The 23,226-nt window shown below is 71.6% G+C and carries 18 protein-coding genes and 1 riboswitch; of the genes, 10 read left to right on the top strand and 8 right to left on the bottom strand.

Features of this window, described 5'->3' with window-relative positions:
- Positions 1–2: 2 nt before the first annotated feature.
- Together OG912_RS11910 and OG912_RS11905 are read left to right on the top strand one after the other, a co-directional pair.
- Positions 3–1,838, top strand: a complete 1,836-nt coding sequence (locus OG912_RS11910; protein ID WP_327709336.1) for a GMC family oxidoreductase — start codon at positions 3–5, stop codon at positions 1,836–1,838.
- Positions 1,839–2,126: 288 nt separating this feature from the next.
- Complete coding sequence (locus OG912_RS11905; RefSeq protein WP_327709335.1) at positions 2,127–3,872, top strand: peptidase; 1,746 nt, start codon at positions 2,127–2,129, stop codon at positions 3,870–3,872.
- Between the two features lie 353 nt (positions 3,873–4,225).
- Here OG912_RS11905 and OG912_RS11900 read toward each other — a convergent pair whose 3' ends face one another.
- Positions 4,226–4,531, bottom strand: coding sequence for a chorismate mutase (locus OG912_RS11900; RefSeq protein WP_327709334.1), 306 nt, complete (start codon positions 4,529–4,531; stop codon positions 4,226–4,228).
- A 331-nt stretch (positions 4,532–4,862) separates the two neighbouring features.
- On the opposite strand from OG912_RS11900, the gene guaA reads away from it, so the two are divergent.
- From guaA to OG912_RS11880, 4 genes are all read left to right on the top strand, one after another.
- Positions 4,863–6,449 carry a glutamine-hydrolyzing GMP synthase gene (gene guaA / locus OG912_RS11895; RefSeq protein WP_327709333.1) on the top strand — a complete coding sequence of 529 codons (1,587 nt, stop codon included), beginning with the start codon at positions 4,863–4,865 and terminating at the stop codon, positions 6,447–6,449.
- Positions 6,450–6,619: 170 nt separating this feature from the next.
- Positions 6,620–7,390 carry a class II aldolase/adducin family protein gene (locus OG912_RS11890; RefSeq protein WP_326738177.1) on the top strand — a complete coding sequence of 257 codons (771 nt, stop codon included), beginning with the start codon at positions 6,620–6,622 and terminating at the stop codon, positions 7,388–7,390.
- 127 nt (positions 7,391–7,517) lie between these two features.
- The gene (locus tag OG912_RS11885) at positions 7,518–8,783 is read left to right on the top strand and encodes a hypothetical protein (RefSeq protein WP_327709332.1); all 1,266 of its coding nucleotides are present in this window, start codon (positions 7,518–7,520) and stop codon (positions 8,781–8,783) included.
- 216 nt (positions 8,784–8,999) lie between these two features.
- The gene (locus OG912_RS11880) at positions 9,000–9,509 is read left to right on the top strand and encodes a DoxX family protein (RefSeq protein ID WP_326738179.1); all 510 of its coding nucleotides are present in this window, start codon (positions 9,000–9,002) and stop codon (positions 9,507–9,509) included.
- Here OG912_RS11880 and OG912_RS11875 read toward each other — a convergent pair.
- Together OG912_RS11875 and OG912_RS11870 are read right to left on the bottom strand one after the other, a co-directional pair.
- A complete protein-coding gene (locus OG912_RS11875; protein ID WP_326738180.1) occupies positions 9,416–9,679 on the bottom strand; it encodes a hypothetical protein in 264 nt (87 codons plus the stop codon). The two genes, OG912_RS11880 and OG912_RS11875, sit on opposite strands and share 94 nt — an antisense overlap.
- Positions 9,666–10,982: a PspC domain-containing protein gene (locus tag OG912_RS11870; protein WP_327709331.1), complete on the bottom strand. Its 1,317-nt coding sequence runs from the start codon at positions 10,980–10,982 to the stop codon at positions 9,666–9,668. Before OG912_RS11870 ends, OG912_RS11875 begins: the two co-directional genes overlap by 14 nt.
- Positions 10,983–11,172: 190 nt before the next feature.
- On the opposite strand from OG912_RS11870, the gene OG912_RS11865 reads away from it, so the two are divergent.
- Both OG912_RS11865 and OG912_RS11860 read left to right on the top strand, forming a co-directional pair.
- Positions 11,173–12,471: a PspC domain-containing protein gene (locus OG912_RS11865; RefSeq protein ID WP_327709330.1), complete on the top strand. Its 1,299-nt coding sequence runs from the start codon at positions 11,173–11,175 to the stop codon at positions 12,469–12,471.
- Positions 12,455–13,159, top strand: coding sequence for a LuxR C-terminal-related transcriptional regulator (locus tag OG912_RS11860; protein ID WP_136327611.1), 705 nt, complete (start codon positions 12,455–12,457; stop codon positions 13,157–13,159). The genes OG912_RS11865 and OG912_RS11860 overlap by 17 nt, the downstream gene beginning before the upstream one ends.
- A gap of 1 nt (position 13,160) precedes the next feature.
- On the opposite strand, the gene OG912_RS11855 is transcribed toward OG912_RS11860, so the two are convergent.
- Positions 13,161–13,934, bottom strand: coding sequence for a GNAT family N-acetyltransferase (locus OG912_RS11855; RefSeq protein WP_327709329.1), 774 nt, complete (start codon positions 13,932–13,934; stop codon positions 13,161–13,163).
- Positions 13,935–13,977: 43 nt separating this feature from the next.
- The gene (locus OG912_RS11850) at positions 13,978–15,024 is read right to left on the bottom strand and encodes a C40 family peptidase (RefSeq protein ID WP_327709328.1); all 1,047 of its coding nucleotides are present in this window, start codon (positions 15,022–15,024) and stop codon (positions 13,978–13,980) included.
- Between the two features lie 356 nt (positions 15,025–15,380).
- On the opposite strand from OG912_RS11850, the gene OG912_RS11845 reads away from it, so the two are divergent.
- Positions 15,381–15,734, top strand: coding sequence for a hypothetical protein (locus OG912_RS11845; RefSeq protein WP_326738185.1), 354 nt, complete (start codon positions 15,381–15,383; stop codon positions 15,732–15,734).
- Positions 15,735–15,808: 74 nt separating this feature from the next.
- Here the strand turns inward: OG912_RS11845 and OG912_RS11840 are convergent, their stop codons facing one another.
- Positions 15,809–17,011 carry a C40 family peptidase gene (locus OG912_RS11840; RefSeq protein WP_327709327.1) on the bottom strand — a complete coding sequence of 401 codons (1,203 nt, stop codon included), beginning with the start codon at positions 17,009–17,011 and terminating at the stop codon, positions 15,809–15,811.
- Positions 17,010–17,175, bottom strand: a riboswitch (cyclic di-AMP (ydaO/yuaA leader). It overlaps the preceding gene by 2 nt.
- A gap of 258 nt (positions 17,176–17,433) precedes the next feature.
- Between OG912_RS11840 and pcrA the strand changes: the two genes are divergently transcribed.
- A complete protein-coding gene (pcrA, locus tag OG912_RS11835; RefSeq protein ID WP_327709326.1) occupies positions 17,434–19,872 on the top strand; it encodes a DNA helicase PcrA in 2,439 nt (812 codons plus the stop codon).
- Between the two features lie 79 nt (positions 19,873–19,951).
- Here the strand turns inward: pcrA and OG912_RS11830 are convergent, their stop codons facing one another.
- Both OG912_RS11830 and OG912_RS11825 read right to left on the bottom strand, forming a co-directional pair.
- Positions 19,952–21,571, bottom strand: a complete 1,620-nt coding sequence (locus OG912_RS11830) for a M23 family metallopeptidase (RefSeq protein WP_327709325.1) — start codon at positions 21,569–21,571, stop codon at positions 19,952–19,954.
- 282 nt (positions 21,572–21,853) lie between these two features.
- A complete protein-coding gene (locus tag OG912_RS11825) occupies positions 21,854–22,825 on the bottom strand; it encodes an esterase/lipase family protein (protein WP_327709324.1) in 972 nt (323 codons plus the stop codon).
- Between the last annotated feature and the right edge of the window lie 401 nt (positions 22,826–23,226).

Raw genomic sequence — 23,226 nt, 5'->3', positions numbered from 1 at the left:
CCATGTCCCAGGTCAGCCCTGCCCGGAAACAGCCCGTGGACCCGGAAGGAGCCGATGACGACGCCGCGTACGACTACGACGTCCTGATCGTCGGTTCGGGCTTCGGCGGCGCGGTCTCGGCGCTTCGGCTGTCCGAGAAGGGATACCGGGTCGGCGTCCTGGAGGCGGGCCGCCGCTTCACGCCCGGCACCCTGCCCAAGAACTCGTGGGACCTGAAGAACTACCTCTGGGCCCCCGCCCTCGGCCTCTTCGGCATCCAGCGCGTGCATCTGCTCGGCAAGGTGATGGTGCTGGCCGGTGCGGGCGTCGGCGGCGGCTCGCTCAACTACGCCAACACGCTGTACGTGCCCCCGGCGCCGTTCTTCCAGGACCGGCAGTGGGCGCACATCACCGACTGGCAGGACGAGCTGAAGCCGTACTACGACCAGGCCACGCGGATGCTCGGGGTCCGGCTCAACCCGACGATGACCCCCTCCGACGTCCATCTGAAGGCGACCGCCGAGGTCATGGGCGTCGGCGACACCTTCCATCTCGCCCCGGTCGGTGTCTTCTTCGGTGACGGCAAGGACGCCGACGGCACGGCGAGGGCGAAGCCCGGCGGCACCGTCGCCGACCCGTACTTCGGCGGCGCCGGTCCGGCCCGCAAGGCCTGCACCGAGTGCGGCGAGTGCATGACCGGCTGCCGGCACGGTGCGAAGAACACCCTCAACGAGAACTACCTCCACCTCGCCGAGAAGGCCGGAGCGGTCATCCACCCGATGACGTCCGTCGTCGCGGTCACGGAGGACCCGGAGGGCGGCTACCACGTCGCCACCGTGCCGACCGACCGCCGGAAGAGGGCGAAGCCCACCCTGCTGCGCGCACGCAAGGTGGTCGTGGCGGCGGGCACGTACGGCACCCAGACCCTGCTGCACACCATGAAGGACCGGGGACTGCTGCCCCGGCTCTCGGCCCGGCTCGGCGAGCTGACCCGGACCAACTCCGAAGGCCTCGTCGGCGCGCAGACCTCGGACCGCCGCTACCGCAGGAAGCACGGCACCAAGGCCGACTTCACCAAGGGCGTCGCCATCACCTCGTCGATCCACCCCGACGAGAACACCCACATCGAACCGGTCCGCTACGGCAAGGGATCCAACGCCATGGGCGGCATGACCATCCTCCAGGTCCCGTACGGCACCCACCGGGTGCTGAGCTGGATCGGCAGCATGGCCAAGCACCCGACGCTCGCCGTGCGTTCGCTCTCCAACCGGCGCTGGTCGGAGCGGACCATCATCGGGCTCGTCATGCAGTCGCTGGACAACTCCCTGACCGCGTACCGCAAGCCCCGCGGCATCGGGAAGGGACTGCTCACCGCCCGCCAGGGGCACGGCGCGCCCAACCCGACGCAGATCGCCGAGGCGACGCAGAGCGCGACACTGCTCGCCGAGGAGATCAACGGCTTCGCCGGCTCCAACATCGGTGAGCTGATGGGCACCCCGCTCACCGCGCACTTCCTCGGCGGCTGCCCGATCGGCGCGACTGCCGACGAGGGGGTCATCGACCCGTACCACCGGCTGTTCGGCCACCCGGGCATCTCGGTCGTCGACGGTTCCGCGGTCTCCGCCAACCTCGGCGTCAACCCGTCGCTGACGATCACCGCGCAGGCGGAGCGGGCCATGTCCTTCTGGCCCAACAAGGGCGAGCAGGACCTGCGCCCGGCCCCTGGTGAGGCGTACGAGCGGCTGGCGGCGGTCGAGCCGCAGGCGCCGGCCGTCCCGAAGGAGGCGTTCGGCGCGCTGAGGCTGCCGTTCCTGGGAATGCCCACGGTGCCGCCGAAGAAGGCCACGGAGACGGAGTAGGTGGCCGGGACCGGACAGCAGAAGGGGCTGCACCCCCCTCCGAGTGCAGCCCCTCACGCTGTAGCCGGTGCGACCGCGCAGCGGTGTGACCGGTGTTCCGCATGGATGACCTGCGAGGAGTCCGGATAGTTGTCCCCGGCCGATGACATTCCGATGTGAGGTCGGTCACGCCCGACGGCGTACCCGATTCGTGATCTGAACGCGCGCAACCATCCCGGCTCGCCCGTGGTCGTATGCATGCCGCTGTCACAGCGGTCACACAGCTCCCGACGACCACAAGGGCCCGAGATGAGAAGCACGCCCCCGAGAGCAGCTCTCCGTCGCGTCACCGGAGGTTTCGCCGCAGCCGGCCTTCTGGCCGCCGGTGCTCTCGCCCTGAACACCCCGGCCCGGGCCGCGGCCCCCGAGTTCACCCTCGGAGGCCCCGCCGACACCGCCCTGCACCCGTACCCGGCCACGGGCACCCCGCAGAAGGCGACCCTCGGATTCACGGTCAACAACCCGTCCGAGGACGAGGAGAACGGGACCTTCGGCGAGGAGTACACCGTCCGCTTCGACCTCAGCGGGATCGCCGGGGTCGCGGATGTGTCGTTCAGCGAGGAAGGCAGCGCGGACTGCGAGACCACCGGGACGACCGCCGTCTGCCACGACTGGGGCATCTTCCCCGGCCTGAGCACCGTCGCCGACCTCGAACTCACCGCGGCGAAGGGCAGCAAGGACGGCGACGCGGGGACCATCGAGGTCACCGCCGAGGCGGAAGGCGCCACCTTCCGGTCCTTCTCCGCCCACGTCGGCATCGGCGGACCCGACCTGTCGATGAAGCGGATTCCGTTCAGGACGAACCTCAAGCCCGGCGACAGCCAGCCGGCGCCCCTCACCTTCACCAACAACGGCACGCGCGCGGCCGACGGGGTCCTGCTCACCCTGCGCCACACCCGCGGCATGGCGTTCACCGAGCGGTACCGGAACTGCGAGTACAGCGAGGAGGGGCTGGGCCTGGGTTCCGCCGACAGCTGGACCACCGCGCTGTGCTCCTTCGACGGGAGCTACGAGCCGGGCGTCACGTACACGCTGGCAGAGCCGCCCAGCATCAAGGCCACTCCACGCGCGTTCTACGACACCTTCCTCTACAGCGTCACGGAGGACGGCTCCGCCGCCCGCGCCGCGCAGCGGGCCGGTGCGCGGTACAGCTCCGGCGAGGGCGCCACGCTGACCCTGCGCAAGGCCCCGTCGGCGCGCTCGGCCGACCTGGAGCCGGGCGACAACCAGCAGGAAGTCGACTTCCAGACCGCCAACAGCGCCGACTTCGCGGCGTACGGGGCGCGGGTCAAGGGCGCTGCGGGCGCCACGGTCGAGGCGACGGTCGGATTCCGTAACCGGGGACCGGCCTGGGTCGGGAATCTCCGCTCCGGCGAGGACGTCGCCACGGTGGACATCACCGTGCCCGAGGGCGCCACGGTCGTCGACAGGCCCGAGTCCTGCCGCGGTGTGACCGCCGACGGCGACTACCGCGAGAACCAGAAGGGCGCCCCGCGCTACTTCTGCTCCACGCCGATGTCCGTGAGTGAGGACGCCGACTTCGCCTTCCCCTTCAAGCTGAAGATCGACAAGGTGGTCGCGGGGGCGTCCGGCAAGGTCTGGGTCCGCAACATCCACCTCGGCGACCCCGGCCTGCGCTTCGACACCAAGACCGCCAACAACACCGCGTCCCTGGTGCTGAACGCCAAGGACTCGGGCTCGGGCGGCTCCACCACCGGTGGAACCACCTCGGGCTCGGGCGGAGCGGCCGCCACGGGCGGCTCCACCGGCGGTTCCTCGGACAGCGGCAGCGCGTCCGGCGACTCCGGCGGTTCGGCCGGCTCGTCCTCGGCCGGCACCACCGGCGGCAACGGCACCACCGGCGGCGGTGACACCGGGGGCGATCTCGCCTCCACCGGTTCCACCGCGCTGATGACCGGCGGCGCGGCTCTCGTCGCCCTGGCCGCGGGCGGCGTCCTGTACACGGTGTCCCGCCGCCGCCGCGCGACCCGATGACCCCGGCCACGTAGACAGAGCGGCTGGAAAGAAGAACGGCCGGCTCCGGGCGTCCCCGGAGTCGGCCGTTCGTGGAGAGACCGGCGAGCGGTTCCTCCGAGTGACCGGGCTGCTGTCCCCTGCCGACCGGTCACGCACGCCGGTGCGCGGTCCCACGGCGTACCTGCAGTACGCCACACACCCCGGCGGAGCCACGCGTGGTTTTCCTCCAAAGCCGCCCCTGGCTGGCACGGACACCGGGACCAACGAAGCCGCGCGGGGACCGGTCACGCGCCGTACGGGTGAGAGTCGGCCCGAACTGGGATACGCCCGTACAGCCCCGTCCGCACGTGGGGCGTCTGACCTGCGGTGCGTCACACGCGGCCGCGGCACAGCTCCAGCAGGGTCATCGCGAGGGAGGTGCCGGGCCTGCCCAGCGCGTCCCGGTACTGGCCCAGGATCTCCATCTCGCGGGAGAGGTTCACCCGGCGGCCGCCGGAGGTCATCCGGGCCTCCTGGATGACCGTGGAGACGGCCATCCGCTCCTGGACGAGGCCGATGATCCGGTCGTCGAGGGCGTCGATGCGCGTCCGGGCGTCCGCGATCAGGGACGCGGCCTCGTCGGTGTGCGCCCCGGTCACGTCGGCGGCGGTCCTGGCGGTGGTGGTGGTGGTGCTCATGAGGGATCTCCCGGTGGATGGGGACTCCCCGGGGCCCGACCGGGCCCGGAACGCCAGAACGCCCCGGGCCTGTCGGCCCGGGGCGCCTGGAACGTTGCTTGTCAGTTGCTCAAGCAGCACGACCATGGCAGCCGGCGGGCCGGGTGCCATAGGTAAAGACGAAGATCGTGTGCTGACGCATGCGGACAGTATGGACCCGGTGGCGGGCCCGGGCCAAAGCCCGGCCCGGATGGTGAGACGGCCGGGCCCCTCCCGGTGCGACGAGGTACGCCCCCGGCCGCCGGTAGAATCGGAAGAACCGACCCCCTCTCCACCGCCGGAAGGCCGCCCCGTGCCAGCAGCACCCCCCGCCGCCCCCGACACCACCACCGACGTGGTCCTCGTTGTCGACTTCGGCGCGCAGTACGCCCAGCTCATCGCCCGACGCGTCCGTGAGGCCCGGGTCTACAGCGAGATCGTGCCGTCCACGATGCCGGTGGCCGAGATGCTGGCCAAGAACCCCCGGGCGATCATCCTGTCCGGCGGGCCCTCCTCCGTGTACGCCGAGGGTGCGCCCTCGCTCGACCGCGCGCTGTTCGAGGCCGGGGTCCCCGTCTTCGGCATGTGCTACGGCTTCCAGCTGATGGCCACCACGCTCGGCGGCACCGTCGACGACAACGGTGCCCGCGAGTACGGCCGTACCGCGCTCGCCGTCTCCAAGGCCGGCTCGACCCTCTTCGAGGGCACGCCGACCGAGCAGTCGGTGTGGATGTCGCACGGCGACGCCTGCTCCGCCGCCCCCGAGGGCTTCACCGTCACCGCGTCCACGGACGTCGTCCCGGTCGCCGCCTTCGAGAACGACGAGAAGAAGCTCTACGGCGTCCAGTACCACCCGGAGGTCCTGCACTCCACGCACGGGCAGCAGGTCCTGGAGCACTTCCTCTACCGCGGCGCGGGCATCGAGCCGAACTGGACGACCACCAACGTCGTCGAGGAGCAGATCGCCCTCATCCGCGAGCAGGTCGGCACCAAGCGCGCCATCTGCGGCCTGTCCGGCGGCGTGGACTCCGCGGTCGCCGCGGCCCTCGTGCAGAAGGCCATCGGCTCCCAGCTGACCTGTGTGTACGTCGACCACGGTCTGATGCGCAAGGGCGAGACCGCGCAGGTCGAGAAGGACTTTGTCGCCGCGACCGGGGCGAAGCTGAAGGTCGTCGACGCGGAGAAGCGCTTCCTCGACGCCCTGGCCGGCGTGTCCGACCCGGAGCAGAAGCGGAAGATCATCGGCCGCGAGTTCATCCGCGTCTTCGAGCAGGCCCAGCTGGAGATCCTCCAGGAGGACGGCCCCGAGGTCGCCTTCCTCGTCCAGGGCACGCTCTACCCGGACGTCGTCGAGTCCGGCGGCGGCACCGGCACCGCCAACATCAAGTCGCACCACAACGTGGGCGGCCTCCCCGACGACATCGAGTTCGAGCTCGTCGAACCGCTGCGCCAGCTGTTCAAGGACGAGGTCCGGATGGTCGGCCAGGAGCTCGGCCTGCCGGAGGAGATCGTCCAGCGCCAGCCCTTCCCCGGCCCCGGCCTCGGTATCCGGATCGTCGGCGAGGTCACCAAGGAGCGGCTCGACCTGCTCCGCGAGGCCGACGCCATCGCCCGCGAGGAGCTGACCGCGGCCGGCCTCGACCGGGACATCTGGCAGTGCCCGGTGGTCCTGCTCGCGGACGTCCGCAGCGTCGGCGTCCAGGGCGACGGCCGCACCTACGGTCACCCGATCGTGCTGCGCCCGGTCTCCTCCGAGGACGCCATGACGGCGGACTGGTCGCGACTGCCGTACGAGACCCTCGCCAAGATCTCCACCCGCATCACCAACGAGGTCGCCGACGTCAACCGCGTCGTGCTCGACGTCACGAGCAAGCCCCCGGGCACCATCGAGTGGGAGTAATCACTCCCCTGTACTCACGCCGATGCCGCCGTCCGTTCCCACGGGCGGCGGCATCGCCGCGTTCCCGGCCCGAATCGATGGCCGATACCTCTGGCCACCTGGGGCGACCGGCGGTAACTTCCGATCCCGTACGCCTGATCCCGTACGCCCGGGAGCACCGAGGAGTCGCCATGCCCGAGCCCACACCCGTACCCGTGGACCAGCTCCACTTCGCCATGCCGCCCGTCCACACCTCCGTGGAGGAGGAGCGCGCTCACCGCAAGGAACGCCTGGCCGGGGCGCTGCGCCTGTTCGGTGAGTACGGGTACGAGGACGGCGTCTCCGGGCACATCACGGCAAGGGACCCGGAGTTCAGCGACTGCTACTGGGTCAACCCCTTCGGCGCCCCCTTCGACGGGCTGCGGCCCGACGAGCTGATCCTCGTCAACGGTGAGGGCCAGGTCGTCGAGGGGAGCCGGCACGTCAACCAGGCCGCGTTCGCCGTCCACGCGCAGGTGCACCGGGCCCGCCCGGACGTCGTCGCCGTCGCCCACACCCACTCCGTGCACGGCAGGGCGCTGGCCGCGCTGGGGGAGCTCGTCGAGCCGATCACCCAGGAGTCCTGCGCCTTCTACGAGGACCACGCGCTCTACGACGCGTACACCGGGGTCGTCGTGGACGAGGACGAGGGGCGCCGGATCGCGGCCGCGCTCGGGGCGCGCAAGGCCATCGTGCTGCGCAACCACGGGCTGCTGACCGTGGGCGACTCGGTGGACGCGGCGGCCTGGTGGTTCCTCGCCCTGGAGCGGTCCTGCCAGGTCCAGCTGGCCGCGCGGGCCGCCGGGAAGCCGGTGCTGATCGAGCACCGGGACGCGGTCACCACGCGCGAACAGCTCGGCAGCGACCTGGTCGCCTGGATCAACTACCAGCCGCTGTGGAGCCGGATCTCTCGAACGTTCTGACGATCCCGCCCGTCCGGTGTGCCCCGATGCGGGAACCTCCCGCCCCGTACGGCACAATTCGCAGCAATCACAGCCGAGTTGGGTTTGACCATCGGCTGTACCGGGGCGGGAAAGGGCGGAATTCTCCGTGGCGTTGGACGAGGCGAGACAAGGCACGCACGGCGGCGGCTGTACGTGTGGCGACTGCCCGCACGGAGCGCGCCAGGGGCACCGGCGGGCGGTGGCCGCCTTCCTGGCCAAGCGGGACGAACTCGCAGCGGGCCAGGGGCTTCCCGCCGGCGTCGCCCAGTCCGCCTCCGCGACCCGGCAGTGGGTCTCGGACGAGCTGACCCAGTCCGCGCGCGCCGTCGCCGACCGGGGCCGGGAGGCCGGTGACGCCTGGCTGTACCGGGTGTGGCAGCGCACCCTGGTCATCGTCTGGGGCGCCGTCGCCGTACTGGCCGTCGCCGAGGCCGCCACCGCCATCGGGGCCGGCTGGACCCACGCCCGGACCGCGGGCCTGGTCGCCGGACTCGTCACCGCGGGACTGCTCACCGCGGCCGCGCACATCCACCGGGCGCGCGGCGGCCTTCTCGCGCCGCTGATCGGCGAGGACAACCGGCTCTCCACCTCCCGCGCGGTCGCCGCGTCCTGGGTGCTGCTCGCCGTCTTCTCCGTCCTGGTCCTCGCCCTCCAGCTGGCGGGCGCCTCCGGCCACGCACAGCGCGACGCCCTGATCGAGGGCCTGGACCTGGCGCGCGGCGCCGGTGTGGTGACCGTGCTGGCGCTGGTGTGCGCCATCGCGGTGGTCGTCCGGCGGGTGGTGAGCGTACGGGTGCTGTCCGGGCGGCTGCAGAAGCTGCGGGCCGACCGGCCGCGCGCGGCGGATCTGCTCACCGACGACTCGGGGCGCGGCGGGTTCACCGATGTGAGTTACGTGCTGGTGTCCACCGTCGCCGTGGTCTTCGCCGCGGTCCGGCTCGCCCGCCGGCCCGAGCAGCTGCCCGATCTGCCGTGGGGGCTCGCCCTGCTGGTGGCCGTCTCGGCGGCGGCCTACTTCGCCGGGAAGTACACCGAGGGCGGCCGGCCCGTGGTGCTGTCGGTGGTCCGGGCCCGTGAGGCGGGCGATCTGGACGCGCCGATCCGGACCGGCGACGACATCGAGATCCGCGGCGCGGGGTTCGTGCCGCCGGGTGCCGGGTCCCCGGACCGGCTGGCCCGCATGGTGGTGCGGATCGGCCCCGTCCACGTACACGTCCCGATGGTCCCGGTCACCGGGGGCTTCGCCAATCCGACGGACACCGTGCTGACCGTGCCGGTGCCGGTGGAGGTGGAGCCGGGGGTGGTCGAGGTGCAGGTGGTCACCGCGTCCGGGGCGGAGTCGAACCGGGTCGCGATCGACGTCACCGACTGACGCCGGCCGCCGCCCGGGTGGCGATCGACGTGACCCGGGCGGCGCCGGCCGCACCGCTGTAGCACCACCGCGTAATGAACCCGACCGCACACCTGGTGAGCCGTGCGTCCGGAGCGTACGTATGGTCTGGTGAAGGATCGAACGGTCCGGCGAGGGTCGAACGGTTCTGTCGACGGACCCCGGTCCGGCGGCGGGGCTGCGGAAGGCGGGAGAAGCATGCACGGGTACGGCACGAACGGGCGCGGTCTGGGTGAGGCCAGGAGCCTGGGGGAGCTGGCGCGGGAGCATGCCCTGCTGCCCCTGCGGATCTTCCTCGGCGTCACCTTCATCTACGCCGCGCTCGACAAACTGACCGACAGCGCCTTCTTCCACGCCACCGGACCGGGATCGATCGGCGAGCAGATGACCGCCGTCCGCGACTCCTCCGCGATCCCGGCCCTCGTCGACCTCGCGTTGAAGAGCCCGTCCGGATTCGGGTACGCCATCGCCTTCGGCGAACTCGCCGTCGGCATCGGCACGCTGCTGGGGCTGTGGACCCGGATCGCGGCACTCGGCGGGGCGCTGATCTCGCTCAGCCTGTGGCTCACCGTCAGCTGGCAGGTCTCGCCGTACTACCTCGGCAACGACCTGATCTACCTCATGGCCTGGCTGCCGCTGCTGCTCGGCGGGGCCGCGTCGTTCTCCGTGGACGCCTTCCGCATGACACGGCGGCGACGGATCCGGTAGGCGATCCAGGTCACCGTGGCGGCCAGCCACAGGCCGCCCACGAAGACCGGGACGAAGAAGACCCACGGGGCGTTCCACAGGCCCGCCGCGTCGGCCGCGTAGCCGCCCGCCAGTGCCAGCATCACCAGGCCCGCGACGGCCCGTCCGGGCCGGAACTCATGACGTGGCACGGGTGACCTCCACCTGTCCGATGCCGACTTCCAGATCGAGCTCGACCGTGCCGGCCGGCTTGCTGCCCGCGGCCGGCGGCAGCGTGCGGTGCTCGTTCTGCGAGGGACGGATGTCCACATCGCCCTGGCGCCGGTCGGCCGGCAGCGTGATGTCGCCGAGGCCGGCCCGCGCGTGCACCTTCACGGTGACCGCCTTCGGTACGCGTACGACGATGCGGCCCGCACCGAGCCCCACCTCGGTCCTGACCGTGTCACCCGCGGGCACGGCGAGCCGGGTGAGGTCCAGCTTCGCCTCACCGGAGCCCAGCTCGTACCGCGGCTGCAACGCGGCGGCCGACGCGGGCCGCCAGTCCTTGCGCGCCCAGTCGGTGGTGATGTCCTTCGGCAGCGCGGACGCGCCCGCGAGCAGGCCGGCCGTGATCATCGCCAGCAGAAGCGTGCCGAAACCGGTCCGGCCGACGAAGGCGCTGACCAGCATCCCCAGCCCGAAGACCGCGAGCGCGGCGGCCAGCCCGATCTGCAGACTCGTACCGAGCGGCTGGGAGTCCCAGCTCAGGCCCGTGCCCAGACCGCCCGCGACCAGCGCGTTGACGAAGACGGCACCGCCGATCGACCGTCGCCCCCGGACCTCCCGCGACCGCTGCGGCAAGCGCAACGGGGCGTCGGCCGTCGCCCGGCGCGCCCCCTCCGCCCGGCCGGCCGGCACGGCGTCCGGCGGCCCCCACAGATAGCCGGTTCCGGATGTCTCGGTCGCCCTGTCCTTGACGACGGGGTCGCGCCACCAGGACGGGGCGGACGGTGTCGGCGGCGCCTTCACCTCGGGCGGCGCGTCCGACACCGCGCGTTCGGCCGCCGGATGCGTCCGCTCCTGCGGATCGGCCGTCCTGCGGTGCTGCGTCCAGACGGTGAAGCCGATGACCGCGATCGCGAGCATCGCGGAGAACGCCAGCGTGCCGCTGTTGCCGAGCATGGACAGGAACAGACCGCAGCCGATCAGCGCGCACAGCACCGCGATCAGCGACGACCCCTCGACCCGGCCCGACAGCAGCCGGCGCGCCTCGTTCTCCTCCTCGCCCTCCAGAGGGATCAGCAGCCATGCGAAGCCGTAGAAGATCAGCCCGAGGCCGCCGGTCACGGAGAGCACTCCGAGCACGATCCGGAAGATCACCGGATCGACGTTGCAGTACCGGCCGAGCCCCCCGCACACCCCGGCCACCACCTTCTGCCGCGAACTGCGGTGCAGCTGCGGTACGGGCCCGGGGGGCGGTACGACGCCGGGCGGCGCATCCTGGGGAACGGTCATGGCTCCATGGTGACGGGCGCCGGCCCCTTCCGGCACCCGCCCCGACCCTGGCCGGTCCCTGATATTGGACCGGCCGACCCTGAGGGGCCACACGGCCCCGCTGCCCCGCCGCACGGTCTCCGCGGTCTCAGGGTCGAAGTGGGGGCCGACCCTGATGCCATCGCCCGCACGGACGTGTGACGATCGGGTCATGCCAGCCGCCTCGCCCCGAGCCGCAAGCTCCCTCGCCCCCGACCCGGAGGAGCCGCCCCAGCGCAAGCTGTACCGCAGCGCCGACGGGCGGCTGCTCGGCGGCGTCGCACGCGGTCTCGCCGGGCACCTCGGGCTGCCGGTCGCCTGGGTGCGGTTCGTCTTCCTCGGGCTGTTCTTCGCGGACGGCCTCGGCGCGCTCCTGTACGCCGTGTTCTGGATCGTGGTCCCGCTCGGCGTCGGCGGCGTGGACGGCCCGCGTTCCGTCTTCGCGACCGCCCCCGACGGCACCCGCAGACTCCGCAAGCCGGACAAGGGCCAGGTCTTCGCCCTCATCGCGCTGCTCATCGGCGCCCTGATCTTCGTCGGCAACGTCGACATGGGCAGCAAGGCCGACCGCTACATCTGGCCCACCCTGCTGATCGGCGCCGGTTCGGTCCTGGTGTGGCGCCAGGCCGACAACGCCCGCCGCGCCCGCTGGATGGAGGTCGGCAGCCGCCGTCGGGTCCTGCATCTGGCCCGGGGCCTCGCCGGAGTCGCCCTGGTCGGCCTCGGCCTCGCCGGCTTCATGGTCGTCCGCGGCTCCGCGGCCCAGCTCGGCAACGTCCTCACCGCGGCCATCGCCGTGCTCACCGGCATCGCCCTGCTGGCCGGCCCCTATCTCGTCCGCATGACCCAGGACCTCTCCGAGGAACGCCTGATGCGCATCAGGGCCCAGGAGCGCGCCGAGGTCGCCGCCCACGTCCACGACTCGGTGCTGCACACCCTCACCCTGATCCAGCGCAACGCCGAGGACGCGGGCGAGGTCCGCAGACTGGCCCGCGCCCAGGAACGCGAGCTCCGCAACTGGCTCTACAACCCCGAGGGCACCGGCAAGGACGAGGACGACGAGCCCGTGACCCTCGCCGAGGCCGTCAAACGCGCCGCCGCCGAGGTCGAGGACAAGCACGGCGTGCCGCTGGAGGTCGTCGTCGTGGGCGACTGCCCGCTCGACGAGAAGCTGACCGCACAGATGCAGGCCGCACGCGAGGCGATGGTCAACGCCGCCAAGTACGGTGGCGAGGGCGGCGCCGTCCAGGTCTTCGCGGAGGTCGAGGGCCGCACGGTCTTCGTCTCGGTCCGCGACCGGGGTCCGGGTTTCGACCTGGATTCCGTACCGGGGGACAGAATGGGCGTACGAGAATCAATCATCGGCCGGATGCAGCGCAACGGCGGTACCGCCCGGCTGCGTTCGGTGCCCGGCGGGGGCACGGAAGTCGAGCTGGAGATGGAGAGGACGAGCGATGAACGGGACCACTGAGGCGACCGGGGGCCACGAGGGCCCGGAGCGCCGGGTACGAGTCGTGCTCGTCGACGACCACCGGATGTTCCGCACCGGAGTACAGGCCGAGATCGGCCGCACCGAGGAGACGGGCGTCGAGGTCGTCGGCGAGGCCGCCGACGTCGACCAGGCGGTCACCGTCATCACGGCGACCCGCCCCGAGGTCGTCCTCCTCGACGTCCACCTCCCGGGCGGCGGCGGCGTCGAGGTGCTGCGCCGCTGCGCCCCGTTCATGGGCGCGGTGGAGAACCCGGTGCGCTTCCTCGCGCTGTCCGTCTCGGACGCCGCCGAGGACGTCATCGGCGTGATCCGCGGCGGCGCCCGCGGCTATGTCACCAAGACCATCACCGGCGCCGACCTGGTCGACTCGGTCTTCCGGGTCCAGGACGGCGACGCGGTGTTCTCGCCCCGGCTGGCCGGCTTCGTCCTGGACGCCTTCGCCTCCACGGACGCGCCCCCGGTCGACGAGGACCTCGACCGGCTGACCCAGCGCGAGCGCGAGGTGCTGCGGCTGATCGCCCGCGGATACGCGTACAAGGAGATCGCCAAGCAGCTGTTCATCTCGGTGAAGACGGTCGAGTCGCACGTCTCCGCCGTGCTGCGCAAGCTCCAGCTCTCCAACCGGCACGAGCTGACCCGGTGGGCGACGGCGCGACGGCTGGTCTGAGTCAGGCGCCTTCGCGTTCGGGGTCGAGCGAGATGTTCAGCTTCTCGCCGACCCGGCGGTAGCCGATGGACGCGTAGATCCGCTCCACGTCGGCGTCGCCCGGCTCCAGCCAGACCACCCGGCAGCCCCGCGCGAACGCGGTCTCCGTCAGGTGGACGGAGAGGGCGGCCCCGATGCCGCGGCGGCGGAAGTCCGCCGAGACCGCGAGCCCGGCCAGCTCGCTGAGGCCGTCGACCGGCACCGAGCAGCCGCCCGCGCCCGCCGGGGTGCCGTCGACCGTGGCGAGGGCGGCGACCCCGCCGTCCGATGCGGCGGTGCGCAGCCACTGGGCCGTACCGGCCTCGGGCTCGCCCGTCCCGCCGTAGCCCAGGTGCTGGACGAGGGCAGCGGCGTCGAACTCCGCATCCGTGGCGGGCTCGGCCATCACCAGGCCGTCGACCGGCTTCGGCGGCAGCAGACCGCCCGGGGCGCAGGCCAGCAGCGGGGCGCGGTTCTCCACCGTGAACCCGGCGGCCAGCAGCGCGGGTTCGACCGCCGGCGCCCAGGTGGGCAGGAACTCCAGGCGCGGCATCCGGTCCAGCTCCCCGAAGGCCGCGATCAGGGCGTCGAGTTCGGCGGGCGTCGGCTCCGCGTCCGGGTCCGGGATGGCGTAATTGGCGTACTTCAGGGACCAGTTCGGGTTGTAGCGGATCGCGAACGGGCCGACCCGGACGTGGTCCGGGGAGCGGAGCGTGAGCGTACGGGCATGGTGCTGGACGTCGACGTCCATGGGCATGTGCGGGTGTCCTTCGGGCCGTTCCGGTGCGGAGGGCGGGAGCCTACGCCACTCGGGTCGCTCCCGCGAAGGGCATCTGGTCGATCGGCGCGATGCGGACCGGGGCCCCGGGGCGCGGGGCGTGGATCATCTGGCCGTTGCCGATGTAGAGGCCGACATGGCTGATGCCCGAGTAGAAGAACACCAGGTCTCCGGGTGCGAGTTCGGAGCGCGATACGCGTCGGCCGGCGTCGATCTGGGTGTACGTGGTCCGGGGGAGCGAGACACCCGCGGAGCGGTAGGCGGCCTGGGTGAGGCCGGAGCAGTCGAACGAGGAGGGGCCGGTGGCGCCCCAGACGTAGGGCTTGCCCAGGGCGGTGTACGCGAAGGCGACCGCCTCGGCGGCGCGGGCGTTGGGCGCCTGGGCGGTACCGCGCGGGGCGCTGCGGTCGGCGTGGGAGCTGCCGCGGCCGCCCTCGGAGGCGTCGTAGGAGGCGCGCTCGGCGGGGGAGAGGCGGGCCAGCAGCTGCCGAGCCTCGGCGAGTTTGGTGCGGACCGTCGCCTTGTGCTCCTTCAGGGCGGCCTGCCGGGCGGCGAGGTCGGCCAGCTGACCTGCGGCCTCGGCACGTACCTGGGCCACGTCCGCGACCTGGCGCTGCACGGCGCGGACCTCGGTGGCACGCCGCTCGCCGGCCCGGTCCACGTACGAGGCGCGCCGGAGGTACTGGTCGGGGTCCGACGAGAGCGCCAGCTGCACGGCGGGGTCGATGCCGCCGGAACGGTACTGCGCGGCGGCGTACGAACCCAGGGCGTCGCGTGCGGTGTTGAGCCGCTCGGTCCTGCGCGCCGCCTCGTCGCGCAGGGCGTCCACCGACTTGGCGGTGGCGGTCGCCTTCTCCTTGGCGCCGTTGTACTGCTCGGTGGCGACCTCCGCCTCCCGGTACAGCCGGTCCACCTCGGCCCTCACCTGGGCGGGGGTCGGCGCCGGTTCGGCGTGCGCGGATCCCGGCAACGCGGCAGCGGTCGCGGCCCCGGCGAAGGCGAGCGTCGCTGCGGTGCGGGCAGCAGAGCCGGTGTACGGGCGCTGCTTGGGTTTCTGGTGCGCTGCCACGAGGGCGGGCGTCCTTCCTTTCGACGGCCCGCCGGGGTCTACCGACGGGCCCGCCCGGCCCGGCGACGGGCCGCCAACAGGGGGAGCGGTCCGCCGCCGGAACCTCGGCGGGGTGACCGGGACCGTCGTCCGGGTGCGGGTCGGCGGTGTGCCGGTCACCTGGACAGGGACGCTAAACCCGGGACACGGGAAAGGGTTGTAATGACGCTTATTGTCTTAATTTGGCGTTGCGTTGCCATCGTACGATCGGAAAAATTGCACCAGAGTCAGGCAATTGGTGCATCATGCGGTCAAGTGGCCACTAAGCCTCACCCGGCCGTGGAGTGCTGATATGGCCGGGGCTAGGCTGCGGAGCCATGCGTGTACTCATCGATGTCTTCGTCGCCCTGCACATCATCGGCATCGCCTCCCTGCTGGGCGGTTTCCTGACCCAGATGAAGGCGATGAGTGCGGGCACGGCACGGTTCGTCCCGGCCATGCTGCACGGCGCTCTGACCATGCTGGTCACCGGAATCGCGCTGGTCGGGCTCGACCAGGCCGACGACCACCCCGTGAACAACGTCAAGATCGGCATCAAGCTGCTGATCCTGGTCGTGATCCTCGGGCTCGTCTACGTCAAGCGCGACGAGGAGAAGGTCGACAAGGGCCTCTTCGCCGCGGTCGGCGGACTGACGATCGTCAACATCTTCATCGCCACGCTCTGGACCTGAGCCCTCGCTCACGCCGCTGCCCGGACCCCATGGGGTCCGGGCAGCGGCGTTTTCGCGACGGGGGCGAGCAGAGGTCAGCCCGGCCGCACGCTCCCGTAGATCGGCATGTAGAAGATCGACTCCTCGCGCACGTTCGCCCCCGGCTTCGGCGCGTGGATCATCATGCCGTCGCCCTTGTAGATGCCGACGTGGCTGATGTCGTCGTAGAAGAAGACCAGGTCCCCGGGCTGCAGATCAGCCGTGGCGACCCGGGTGCCGACGTTCACCTGGTCCCAGGTGGTCCGCGGAATGTCGACGCCGGCCGCCTTCCAGGCCGCCTGGGTGAGCCCCGAGCAGTCGTACGAGGCCGGGCCGGTCGCCCCCCAGACGTAGGGCTTGCCGAGCTGCGCCCTGGCGAACGCCATGACCTTCTCGGCCTTGGTCGAGGCGTCGGTGTCCGAACCCGAACCTGTGCCGGTGCCGGTGCCGGTGCCCGTACCGGTCCCGCTTCCGGTGTCCGTACCGCTTCCGGTGCCGGCCTCCTTGGCGGCCTCCGCGGCCTCGTCGGCCTTGCGGTCGGCCTCGGCCTTCGCGGCGGCCTGCTTCTTCGCCAGCTCCGCGGCCTTGCGCTTGGCCTCGGCCTCCTTCTTGCGCTCCAGCTCCGCCAGGCGCGCCTTCTCCTCGGCGGTCAGCTTCGACAGCAGGCTGCGGGCCTCGGACAGCTTCGTCTGGACGTTCTGCTTGCTGGTGCGCAGCGTCGCCTGCGACTCGGTGAGCGTCTCCAGGCCCGCCACGGCCTCGGCCCGCTGCTTGGACGCCTTCACCTGCTGCGTACGGAAGTCCGACACCGCCTGCGTCTGGCGCGAGGTCATCCGGTCCATGAGATGGGTCTGGTCGAAGAACGACTGCGGGTCGTCGGCCAGGAAGAAGGTGGCGGTCGGGGCGAGGGCGCCACCGCGGTACTGGTCGGCGGCGTAGGTGCCGAGCGTCCTGCGGGCCTCGTTCAGCTTCTCGGTGCGCCGGGCGACGTCGTCCAGCAGCGTGTCCACCTTGGAGCGCTGCTTGGTCGTCGCCTCCTTCGCCTGGTTGTACTGCTGGGTCGCGGTGCCGGCCTGCCGGTAGAGGTCGTCGACCTTCTTCTGTACGTCCTCGATGCTCGGCTTGGGTGCGGGGGCGGCGAGTGCGCTCTGCGTGGACAGCAGGGTCACCGACGCCAGTGCGGCCGTCGTGATCCCGACGGCCGGGCCGGTAGTGCGCACCCGGGTGCGCGGTTTGCGATGCGACGCCAAGGCCGGCATCTCCTTCCGTGGACCGCCTACCGGGTTAGCTGTCGGGTTCGGGCGGAACGGAAGGCTGCCCTACGGTCCTGGTGGGGGATTCGGACCGATTCACCCCGGTGCTGCGTGTGGGTCCCCGGTTCCGGACTCCCGTACGGGCAGCCCGGATTCGGCGTGGACGCCCGCTCGGCGTGGATCGCCTCTGGGGGTACGGGCCGCCCGAACGAGCACGCTAGCCAACTCATGGTGCCGCTGTGAAGGTTGATGTTCGATATGCCCGATACATTTTCGTGACCTCGGCGAATTGGGGTGCTGCGGGGCAGGTGGACCCGGGCTTCCCCCACGCCGCGCGTTCCCCTGCTCGCTCTGTGTGCCCGCCTGCCGGTGCGTGCTTCATCACTCGGGCCCGGAGTGTCAGTGCGGCGCCCTAGACTCGGACAGCGATGAGCAGCCTCTTTGACGACAGTTTCCTGGCCGGCCTCCAGCACACGGAGGAAGGGCCCCCGCCGCCCCCCGAGGACTCCGCACCCGAAGCGGTGCCGGAGGACCTCTTCGCGGGCGTGTTCGACGGGCCCCCGCCGCCCCGCGACGCGTACTACCGCGACGGGGCCCACCGCCCGGTCATCGACGCCGCCGCGCTGCTCGACGGGCTGAACACCGAGCAGCGCGCAGCCGTCGTGCACGCCGGGTCCCCGCTGCTCATCGTCGCCGGTGCCGGTTCGGGCAAGACCCGCGTGCTGACCCACCGCATCGCCCATCTGCTGGCCGAGCGCGGGGTGCACCCGGGCCAGATCCTGGCGATCACCTTCACCAACAAGGCCGCCGGCGAGATGAAGGAGCGCGTCGAGCAGCTCGTCGGACCGCGGGCCAACGCCATGTGGGTCATGACCTTCCACAGCGCGTGCGTACGGATCCTGCGCCGCGAGTCGAAGCGGCTCAGCTTCACCTCCTCGTTCTCGATCTACGACGCCGCCGACTCCAAGCGCCTCATGGCCCTGGTCTGCCGCGATCTCGACCTCGACCCGAAGCGCTTCCCGCCGAAGTCGTTCACGGCGAAGGTCTCGAACCTGAAGAACGAGCTGATCGACGAGGAGACCTTCGCCGGACAGGCCGCCGACGGCTTCGAGAAGACCCTCGCCCAGGCCTACGCGCTCTACCAGTCCCGGCTGCGCGAGGCCAACGCCCTGGACTTCGACGACATCATCATGACGACGGTGCACCTGCTCCAGGCGTTCCCCGATGTCGCCGAGCACTACCGCCGCCGCTTCCGCCACGTCCTCGTCGACGAGTACCAGGACACCAACCACGCCCAGTACACGCTCGTACGGGAGCTGGTCGGCCCGGCCGGTCCGGAGGACGCCCCCGCCGAGCTGTGCGTCGTGGGTGACGCGGACCAGTCGATCTACGCCTTCCGCGGCGCGACCATCCGCAACATCCTCCAGTTCGAGGAGGACTATCCGAACGCGACCACGATCATGCTGGAGCAGAACTACCGCTCCACGCAGACGATCCTGTCCGCGGCCAACGCGGTCATCGAGCGCAACGAGAGCCGCCGCCCGAAGAACCTCTGGACGAACGCCGGCTCCGGCGCCCGGATCACCGGATACGTCGCGGACACCGAGCACGACGAGGCGCAGTTCGTCGCCGACGAGATCGACCGGCTGACCGACGCGGGCGACGCCAAGGCCGGCGACGTGGCGATCTTCTACCGGACGAACGCGCAGTCCCGTGTCTTCGAGGAGATCTTCATCCGCGTCGGCCTGCCGTACAAGGTCGTCGGCGGGGTGCGCTTCTACGAGCGCAAGGAGGTCAGGGACGTCCTGGCCTACCTCCGGGTCCTCTCCAACCCCGAGGACACCGTCCCGCTGCGCCGCATCCTCAACGTGCCCAAGCGGGGCATCGGCGACCGGGCCGAGGCGATGATCGACGCCCTGTCGATGCGCGAGAAGATCTCCTTCCCGCAGGCGCTGCGCCGCGTCGACGAGGCGTACGGCATGGCGGCCCGCTCGTCGAACGCCGTGAAGCGGTTCAACACGCTGATGGAGGAGCTCCGCACGGTCGTGGAGTCCGGCGCCGGACCGGCGGTCGTGGTGGAGGCCGTCATGGAGCGGACCGGCTATCTCGCCGAGCTCCAGGCGTCCACCGATCCGCAGGACGAGACCCGCATCGAGAACCTCCAGGAGCTTGCCTCCGTCGCCCTCGAATTCGAGCAGGAGCGGGCGGAGGAGGAGGGCGCGGGCACACTCGCCGAGTTCCTGGAGAAGGTCGCGCTCGTCGCCGACGCCGACCAGATCCCCGACGAGGACGAGGACGGCTCCGGTGTCGTCACGCTGATGACGCTGCACACCGCCAAGGGCCTCGAATTCCCCGTGGTCTTCCTGACCGGCATGGAGGACGGCGTCTTCCCGCACATGCGGGCGCTGGGCCAGGTCAAGGAGCTGGAGGAGGAGCGCCGGCTGGCCTACGTCGGCATCACCCGCGCCCGTGAGCGGCTCTATCTCACCCGGGCGGCGATGCGCAGCGCCTGGGGCCAGCCCTCGTACAACCCGCCGTCGCGGTTCCTGGAGGAGATCCCGGACCAGCACCTGGAGTGGAAGCGCAAGGGCCCGATGGCGGCGCCGGCCGGACCGACGTCGGGGATCACCTCGTCGCTCTCCGCGTCCCGCGCGCGCTCCGGCCCCTCGGGCTTCGCGACCCGGCGGACCTCGGACAAGCCGACGATCACGCTGGTGGCCGGTGACCGGGTCACCCACGACCAGTTCGGTCTGGGAACGGTGACTGCGGTCGAGGGCATCGGGGACCAGGCCAAGGCCACGGTCGACTTCGGGGACGAACGGCCGAAGAAGCTGCTGCTGCGGTACGCCCCGGTCGAGAAGCTCTAGGGGCTGTCGGGCCCTGATCCGCCGGACAGCCTCTGGGGCTGTCCGGCCACTTCGGCGGGCGGCCGCGGCCGCCCGCCGGTCAGTTCGGGTTGACGTTGTGGCTGCGGAGCCAGGGCAGCGGGTCGATGGCCGCGCCGCCGCCGGGCCGCACCTCGAAGTGCATGTGCGGGCCGGTCGAATTGCCGGAGTCGCCGGAGTACGCGATGACATCACCGGCCTTGACCGAGCCCGAGCGGATCCGGGTGCTGCTGAGGTGGCAGTACCAGGTCTCGGTGCCGTCGGCCGCGGTGACGATGGCCATGTTCCCGTAGGCGGTGTTGAACTGCGTACGAACGGTGCCGTCGGTCGCCGACATCACCGGCGTGCCGTAGTCGACGGGGAAGTCGATGCCCGTGTGCACGGACATCCAGTTGACGCCCGCCTGGCCGAAGTACGCGCTGAGCCGGTGATCCTTAACCGGCATGACGAACTTGGGGCGCAGGGCCTCCTTGCGGGCGGCTTCCTCCGCGCGCTTCTTCTTCTCGGCGGCCTGCCGCTCCTTCAGGTCGATGCGCTCCTGGGTGCGGCTGGCGCGGTCGGCGAAGTTCTCCGCATCGGCGCTGAGGTTGGCCAGCTGGGTGTCCAGCGCGTTGTTGGCCGCGACGGGCTTGACCGTGCCGGGGTCGGCGGCCGCCATCGTCGTGGTCTCGTCCTTCTTCTCCTCGCCGCCGCCCATTCCGCCCACGGAGGCTGCGGCGATGCCCGCCACGCTCATCACGCAGGCGGACGGAACGGCGACGGTGAGGAGTGCGGAACGCTTCGCGGGGGAGCGCCTGCGGCTGCGGTTGCCGCCGGTGCCGCGGGTGACGGGGCGGCCTGCGGGGCGGTGGACGGCGTCCGGTGCGGACTCGTGGCCGCCGGTGTGATCTTCGGCCTCGGCGTGGGTGCTGTCGCCGGCCTCTGCGTCGGGATCCGTCCCCGTCCCCGTCCCCGTCCCCGTCTTCGGGAGGCTGAACTCGGCGGTCCGGTAGGGCTCGTACGGATCGTGGGAGGCCGACTGCTGCTCGTACGTGGTCTCGTGCTCGTACGTCGTTTCGGGGGCGGGCTGCTGCTCGTATGCCTGGTACGGCTCGTTGGCCGCGTACGGATGCTGCGCCGTCTGTTCGGATGCGTGCGGTGCCGTCGCGGTGTGCACGGATTGATGTTCGTGCTCGGGCGTGGCGCCGGTGTTCCAGGCGGTGGCGTCGTATGCGCCGGTGTCGTACGTACCGGTGTCGTATCCCGCTGTTCCGGTGTCGGCCCACTGGCCGTTCCGGTGCCAGGCGGTGGTGTCCCACTGGCCGGAGGAGTCCGGGGCGCCGTGCTGGGCCGGGATCGTGTGGCCGTAGCCGACGTCTGCCGGGATCCAGGTCGCGCCGGTGTCGTACTGCGGGGCGGCGTCGTACGGGTGCTGCTGCTGGGGCTGCGCGGTGTGGGCCGTGTAGTCGGCGGATTGGCCGTACTCGGCCGTGCGGTGTGCGCCCGTGTCCCACTGGGAGGCGTCGTACGTCCCGCTGTAGTCGGCCTGGCCGCTGCCGTACGGGGCGGCGTAGGCCGTCGTGGTGTCGTACGAGCCGTCGTAGTCGCCGGGGAGGGAGCCGAAGAGCGGGTCGCTGTCGAAGCCGCCCGTGGAGTGGCCGTCGTATCCGGCGTACCCGGCGTAGGGGTGCTGGTCGTTCACCAACTTCTCTCTCGCCTCGGCAGCAGGACCAGTATGTCCGGGGTCCGGTGGGGACTCCGGGGGAAGCAGTGGCCGCGACTGTACCCGGCGGTATGCGACGCGGACAATCTTCGACGGCCTCCGGGCGCTCAGGAAACGGGCAATCGGCCGCCTTTCGGCGGGCTGCTCACACAGCCTTGGCTCTATGTTCGAAACTCGTTCTATTTGTGGGCGTGGTGGAGTGTCGACCGGGCTGCGTGGAGTGTCGACCGGGCGGGGTGGCGCGTCCGGAATATGCCGGATTCAGGCTACGGAGGTGGCGTCGGCCGACCCGTGGGGCCCGTGAGCCGGCGCGGGGGCATCGAGCGCCTCGCGGATGCCGGCGGCCACGGCCGGGTGCACGGGCAGGGCGAGATGGCCGACGCCGCTGACCCGTACGTTCACCGCGTCGAGGTCCGGGTGGTCGATGCAGGCCGCCTCGACGGGGGTGATCACCTGGTCCAGTTCGCTCCAGAAGCTGACGAACCGGGTGCGGCAGCCGGGTGCGGGCAGCCGCAGCTCCTCGATCGGCGCCGAACCGCTGCGCATCTGGCGCACGATGGGGTGGGCGCCGGCCAGCGGGGCGGCGGAGGTGCCGCCGTGCGGCGTACCGAGGGTGACGAGGGTGCGGACCCGTCGGTCACCGCCCAGCCGCTGGACGTAATAGCGCGCTATCAGGCCGCCGAGGCTGTGCCCGACGATGTCGACCTCGCGATGGCCGGTGCGGTTGCAGATCTCCTCGATGTGCCGGCCGAGCAGCTCGGCAGCCGTGCGGATGTCACAGGTCAGCGGGGAGTAGTTGAGCGACTCCAGATGGTGCCAGCCGTGCCGGGCCAGTGAGCGGCGCAGCAGCACGAAGACGGAGCGGTTGTCGATGAAGCCGTGCAGCAGTACGACGGGCGGCCGGTCGGGGTGCGCGGTGGGCAGGACGGAGGTCCCTGCGGGGGCGGTCGCGGGCGTCGGGCCGGTCGTGGGTGCGGGCGTCGGGCCGGTTCGTTCTGGCGTGTCGGCCGTCGTTCCTGTCGCCGTTCCGGCCTCGGGGTGCCGCTCGCCGGTGATGCCGGTGGGATACAGGAGCGCGTGCCCCGCGAGTACCACCAGTTCAAGGGCGGTGGCCTTCAGCAGGGCGGCGGACAGCCGGGTGGGCGGGACCGGGGTGGACGGCAGCCAGGTGGTGCCCGTGCACAGCCGGCGCAGCAGTAGGGGAAGAAGGGGAAGGAAAGGCAGGGTCTTCATGGTCGACCTCCTGCTCCGGCACCCGGGGAGGAGCGGCTCGCTGCCCCGTATGCCCTCGTGGGGCGCCGCGCCGGAGGCCCGGGCCGGCCGATCGCCGTCCGGGACTCGCCGCCCGCCGTGCCCTTCGGATCACCTTCGGTGACCGGAGGGCGGGCAGGTGATGAGCCGTACCACCGTGCCGTGCGGCTGACGGCGCGGTGGTACGGCGACCTCGTTGCGGCTCCCCTGGCGGCCGGTCCCGCACGGCAGGACTGCCGCGTGCTGCGGGAACGGTGCCCGGTGAACATGTCCCACGTGTGATTTCCCCCTCCCCGTCCACCGCGAAACGGCGGCTTGCGGGATGCTGGCGATAACGTTCGTTCACATTCCCCGGTCTTCGGGCACGGGAGACGCATGTGGAG

The sequence above is a fragment of the Streptomyces sp. NBC_00464 genome, from assembly GCF_036013915.1.
In the GTDB taxonomy this organism is placed as follows: Bacteria; Actinomycetota; Actinomycetes; order Streptomycetales; family Streptomycetaceae; genus Streptomyces.
The sequence above is the reverse complement of the archived record's forward strand: the minus strand, read 5'-3'. Positions and strand labels throughout refer to the sequence as shown.

Excerpts from the sequence above, each read along its gene's own strand:
- OG912_RS11900 (WP_327709334.1), bottom strand. The coding sequence starts at position 4,531 with ATGAGCACCACCACCACCACCGCCAGGACCGCCGCCGACGTGACCGGG.
- OG912_RS11890 (WP_326738177.1), top strand. The coding sequence starts at position 6,620 with ATGCCCGAGCCCACACCCGTACCCGTGGACCAGCTCCACTTCGCCATG.
- OG912_RS11865 (WP_327709330.1), top strand. The coding sequence starts at position 11,173 with ATGCCAGCCGCCTCGCCCCGAGCCGCAAGCTCCCTCGCCCCCGACCCG.
- OG912_RS11880 (WP_326738179.1), top strand. The coding sequence starts at position 9,000 with ATGCACGGGTACGGCACGAACGGGCGCGGTCTGGGTGAGGCCAGGAGC.
- OG912_RS11870 (WP_327709331.1), bottom strand. The coding sequence starts at position 10,982 with ATGACCGTTCCCCAGGATGCGCCGCCCGGCGTCGTACCGCCCCCCGGG.
- pcrA (WP_327709326.1), top strand. The coding sequence starts at position 17,434 with ATGAGCAGCCTCTTTGACGACAGTTTCCTGGCCGGCCTCCAGCACACG.
- OG912_RS11845 (WP_326738185.1), top strand. The coding sequence starts at position 15,381 with ATGCGTGTACTCATCGATGTCTTCGTCGCCCTGCACATCATCGGCATC.
- OG912_RS11905 (WP_327709335.1), top strand. The coding sequence starts at position 2,127 with ATGAGAAGCACGCCCCCGAGAGCAGCTCTCCGTCGCGTCACCGGAGGT.
- OG912_RS11855 (WP_327709329.1), bottom strand. The coding sequence starts at position 13,934 with ATGCCCATGGACGTCGACGTCCAGCACCATGCCCGTACGCTCACGCTC.
- OG912_RS11825 (WP_327709324.1), bottom strand. The coding sequence starts at position 22,825 with ATGAAGACCCTGCCTTTCCTTCCCCTTCTTCCCCTACTGCTGCGCCGG.
- OG912_RS11860 (WP_136327611.1), top strand. The coding sequence starts at position 12,455 with ATGAACGGGACCACTGAGGCGACCGGGGGCCACGAGGGCCCGGAGCGC.
- OG912_RS11840 (WP_327709327.1), bottom strand. The coding sequence starts at position 17,011 with ATGCCGGCCTTGGCGTCGCATCGCAAACCGCGCACCCGGGTGCGCACT.
- OG912_RS11910 (WP_327709336.1), top strand. The coding sequence starts at position 3 with ATGTCCCAGGTCAGCCCTGCCCGGAAACAGCCCGTGGACCCGGAAGGA.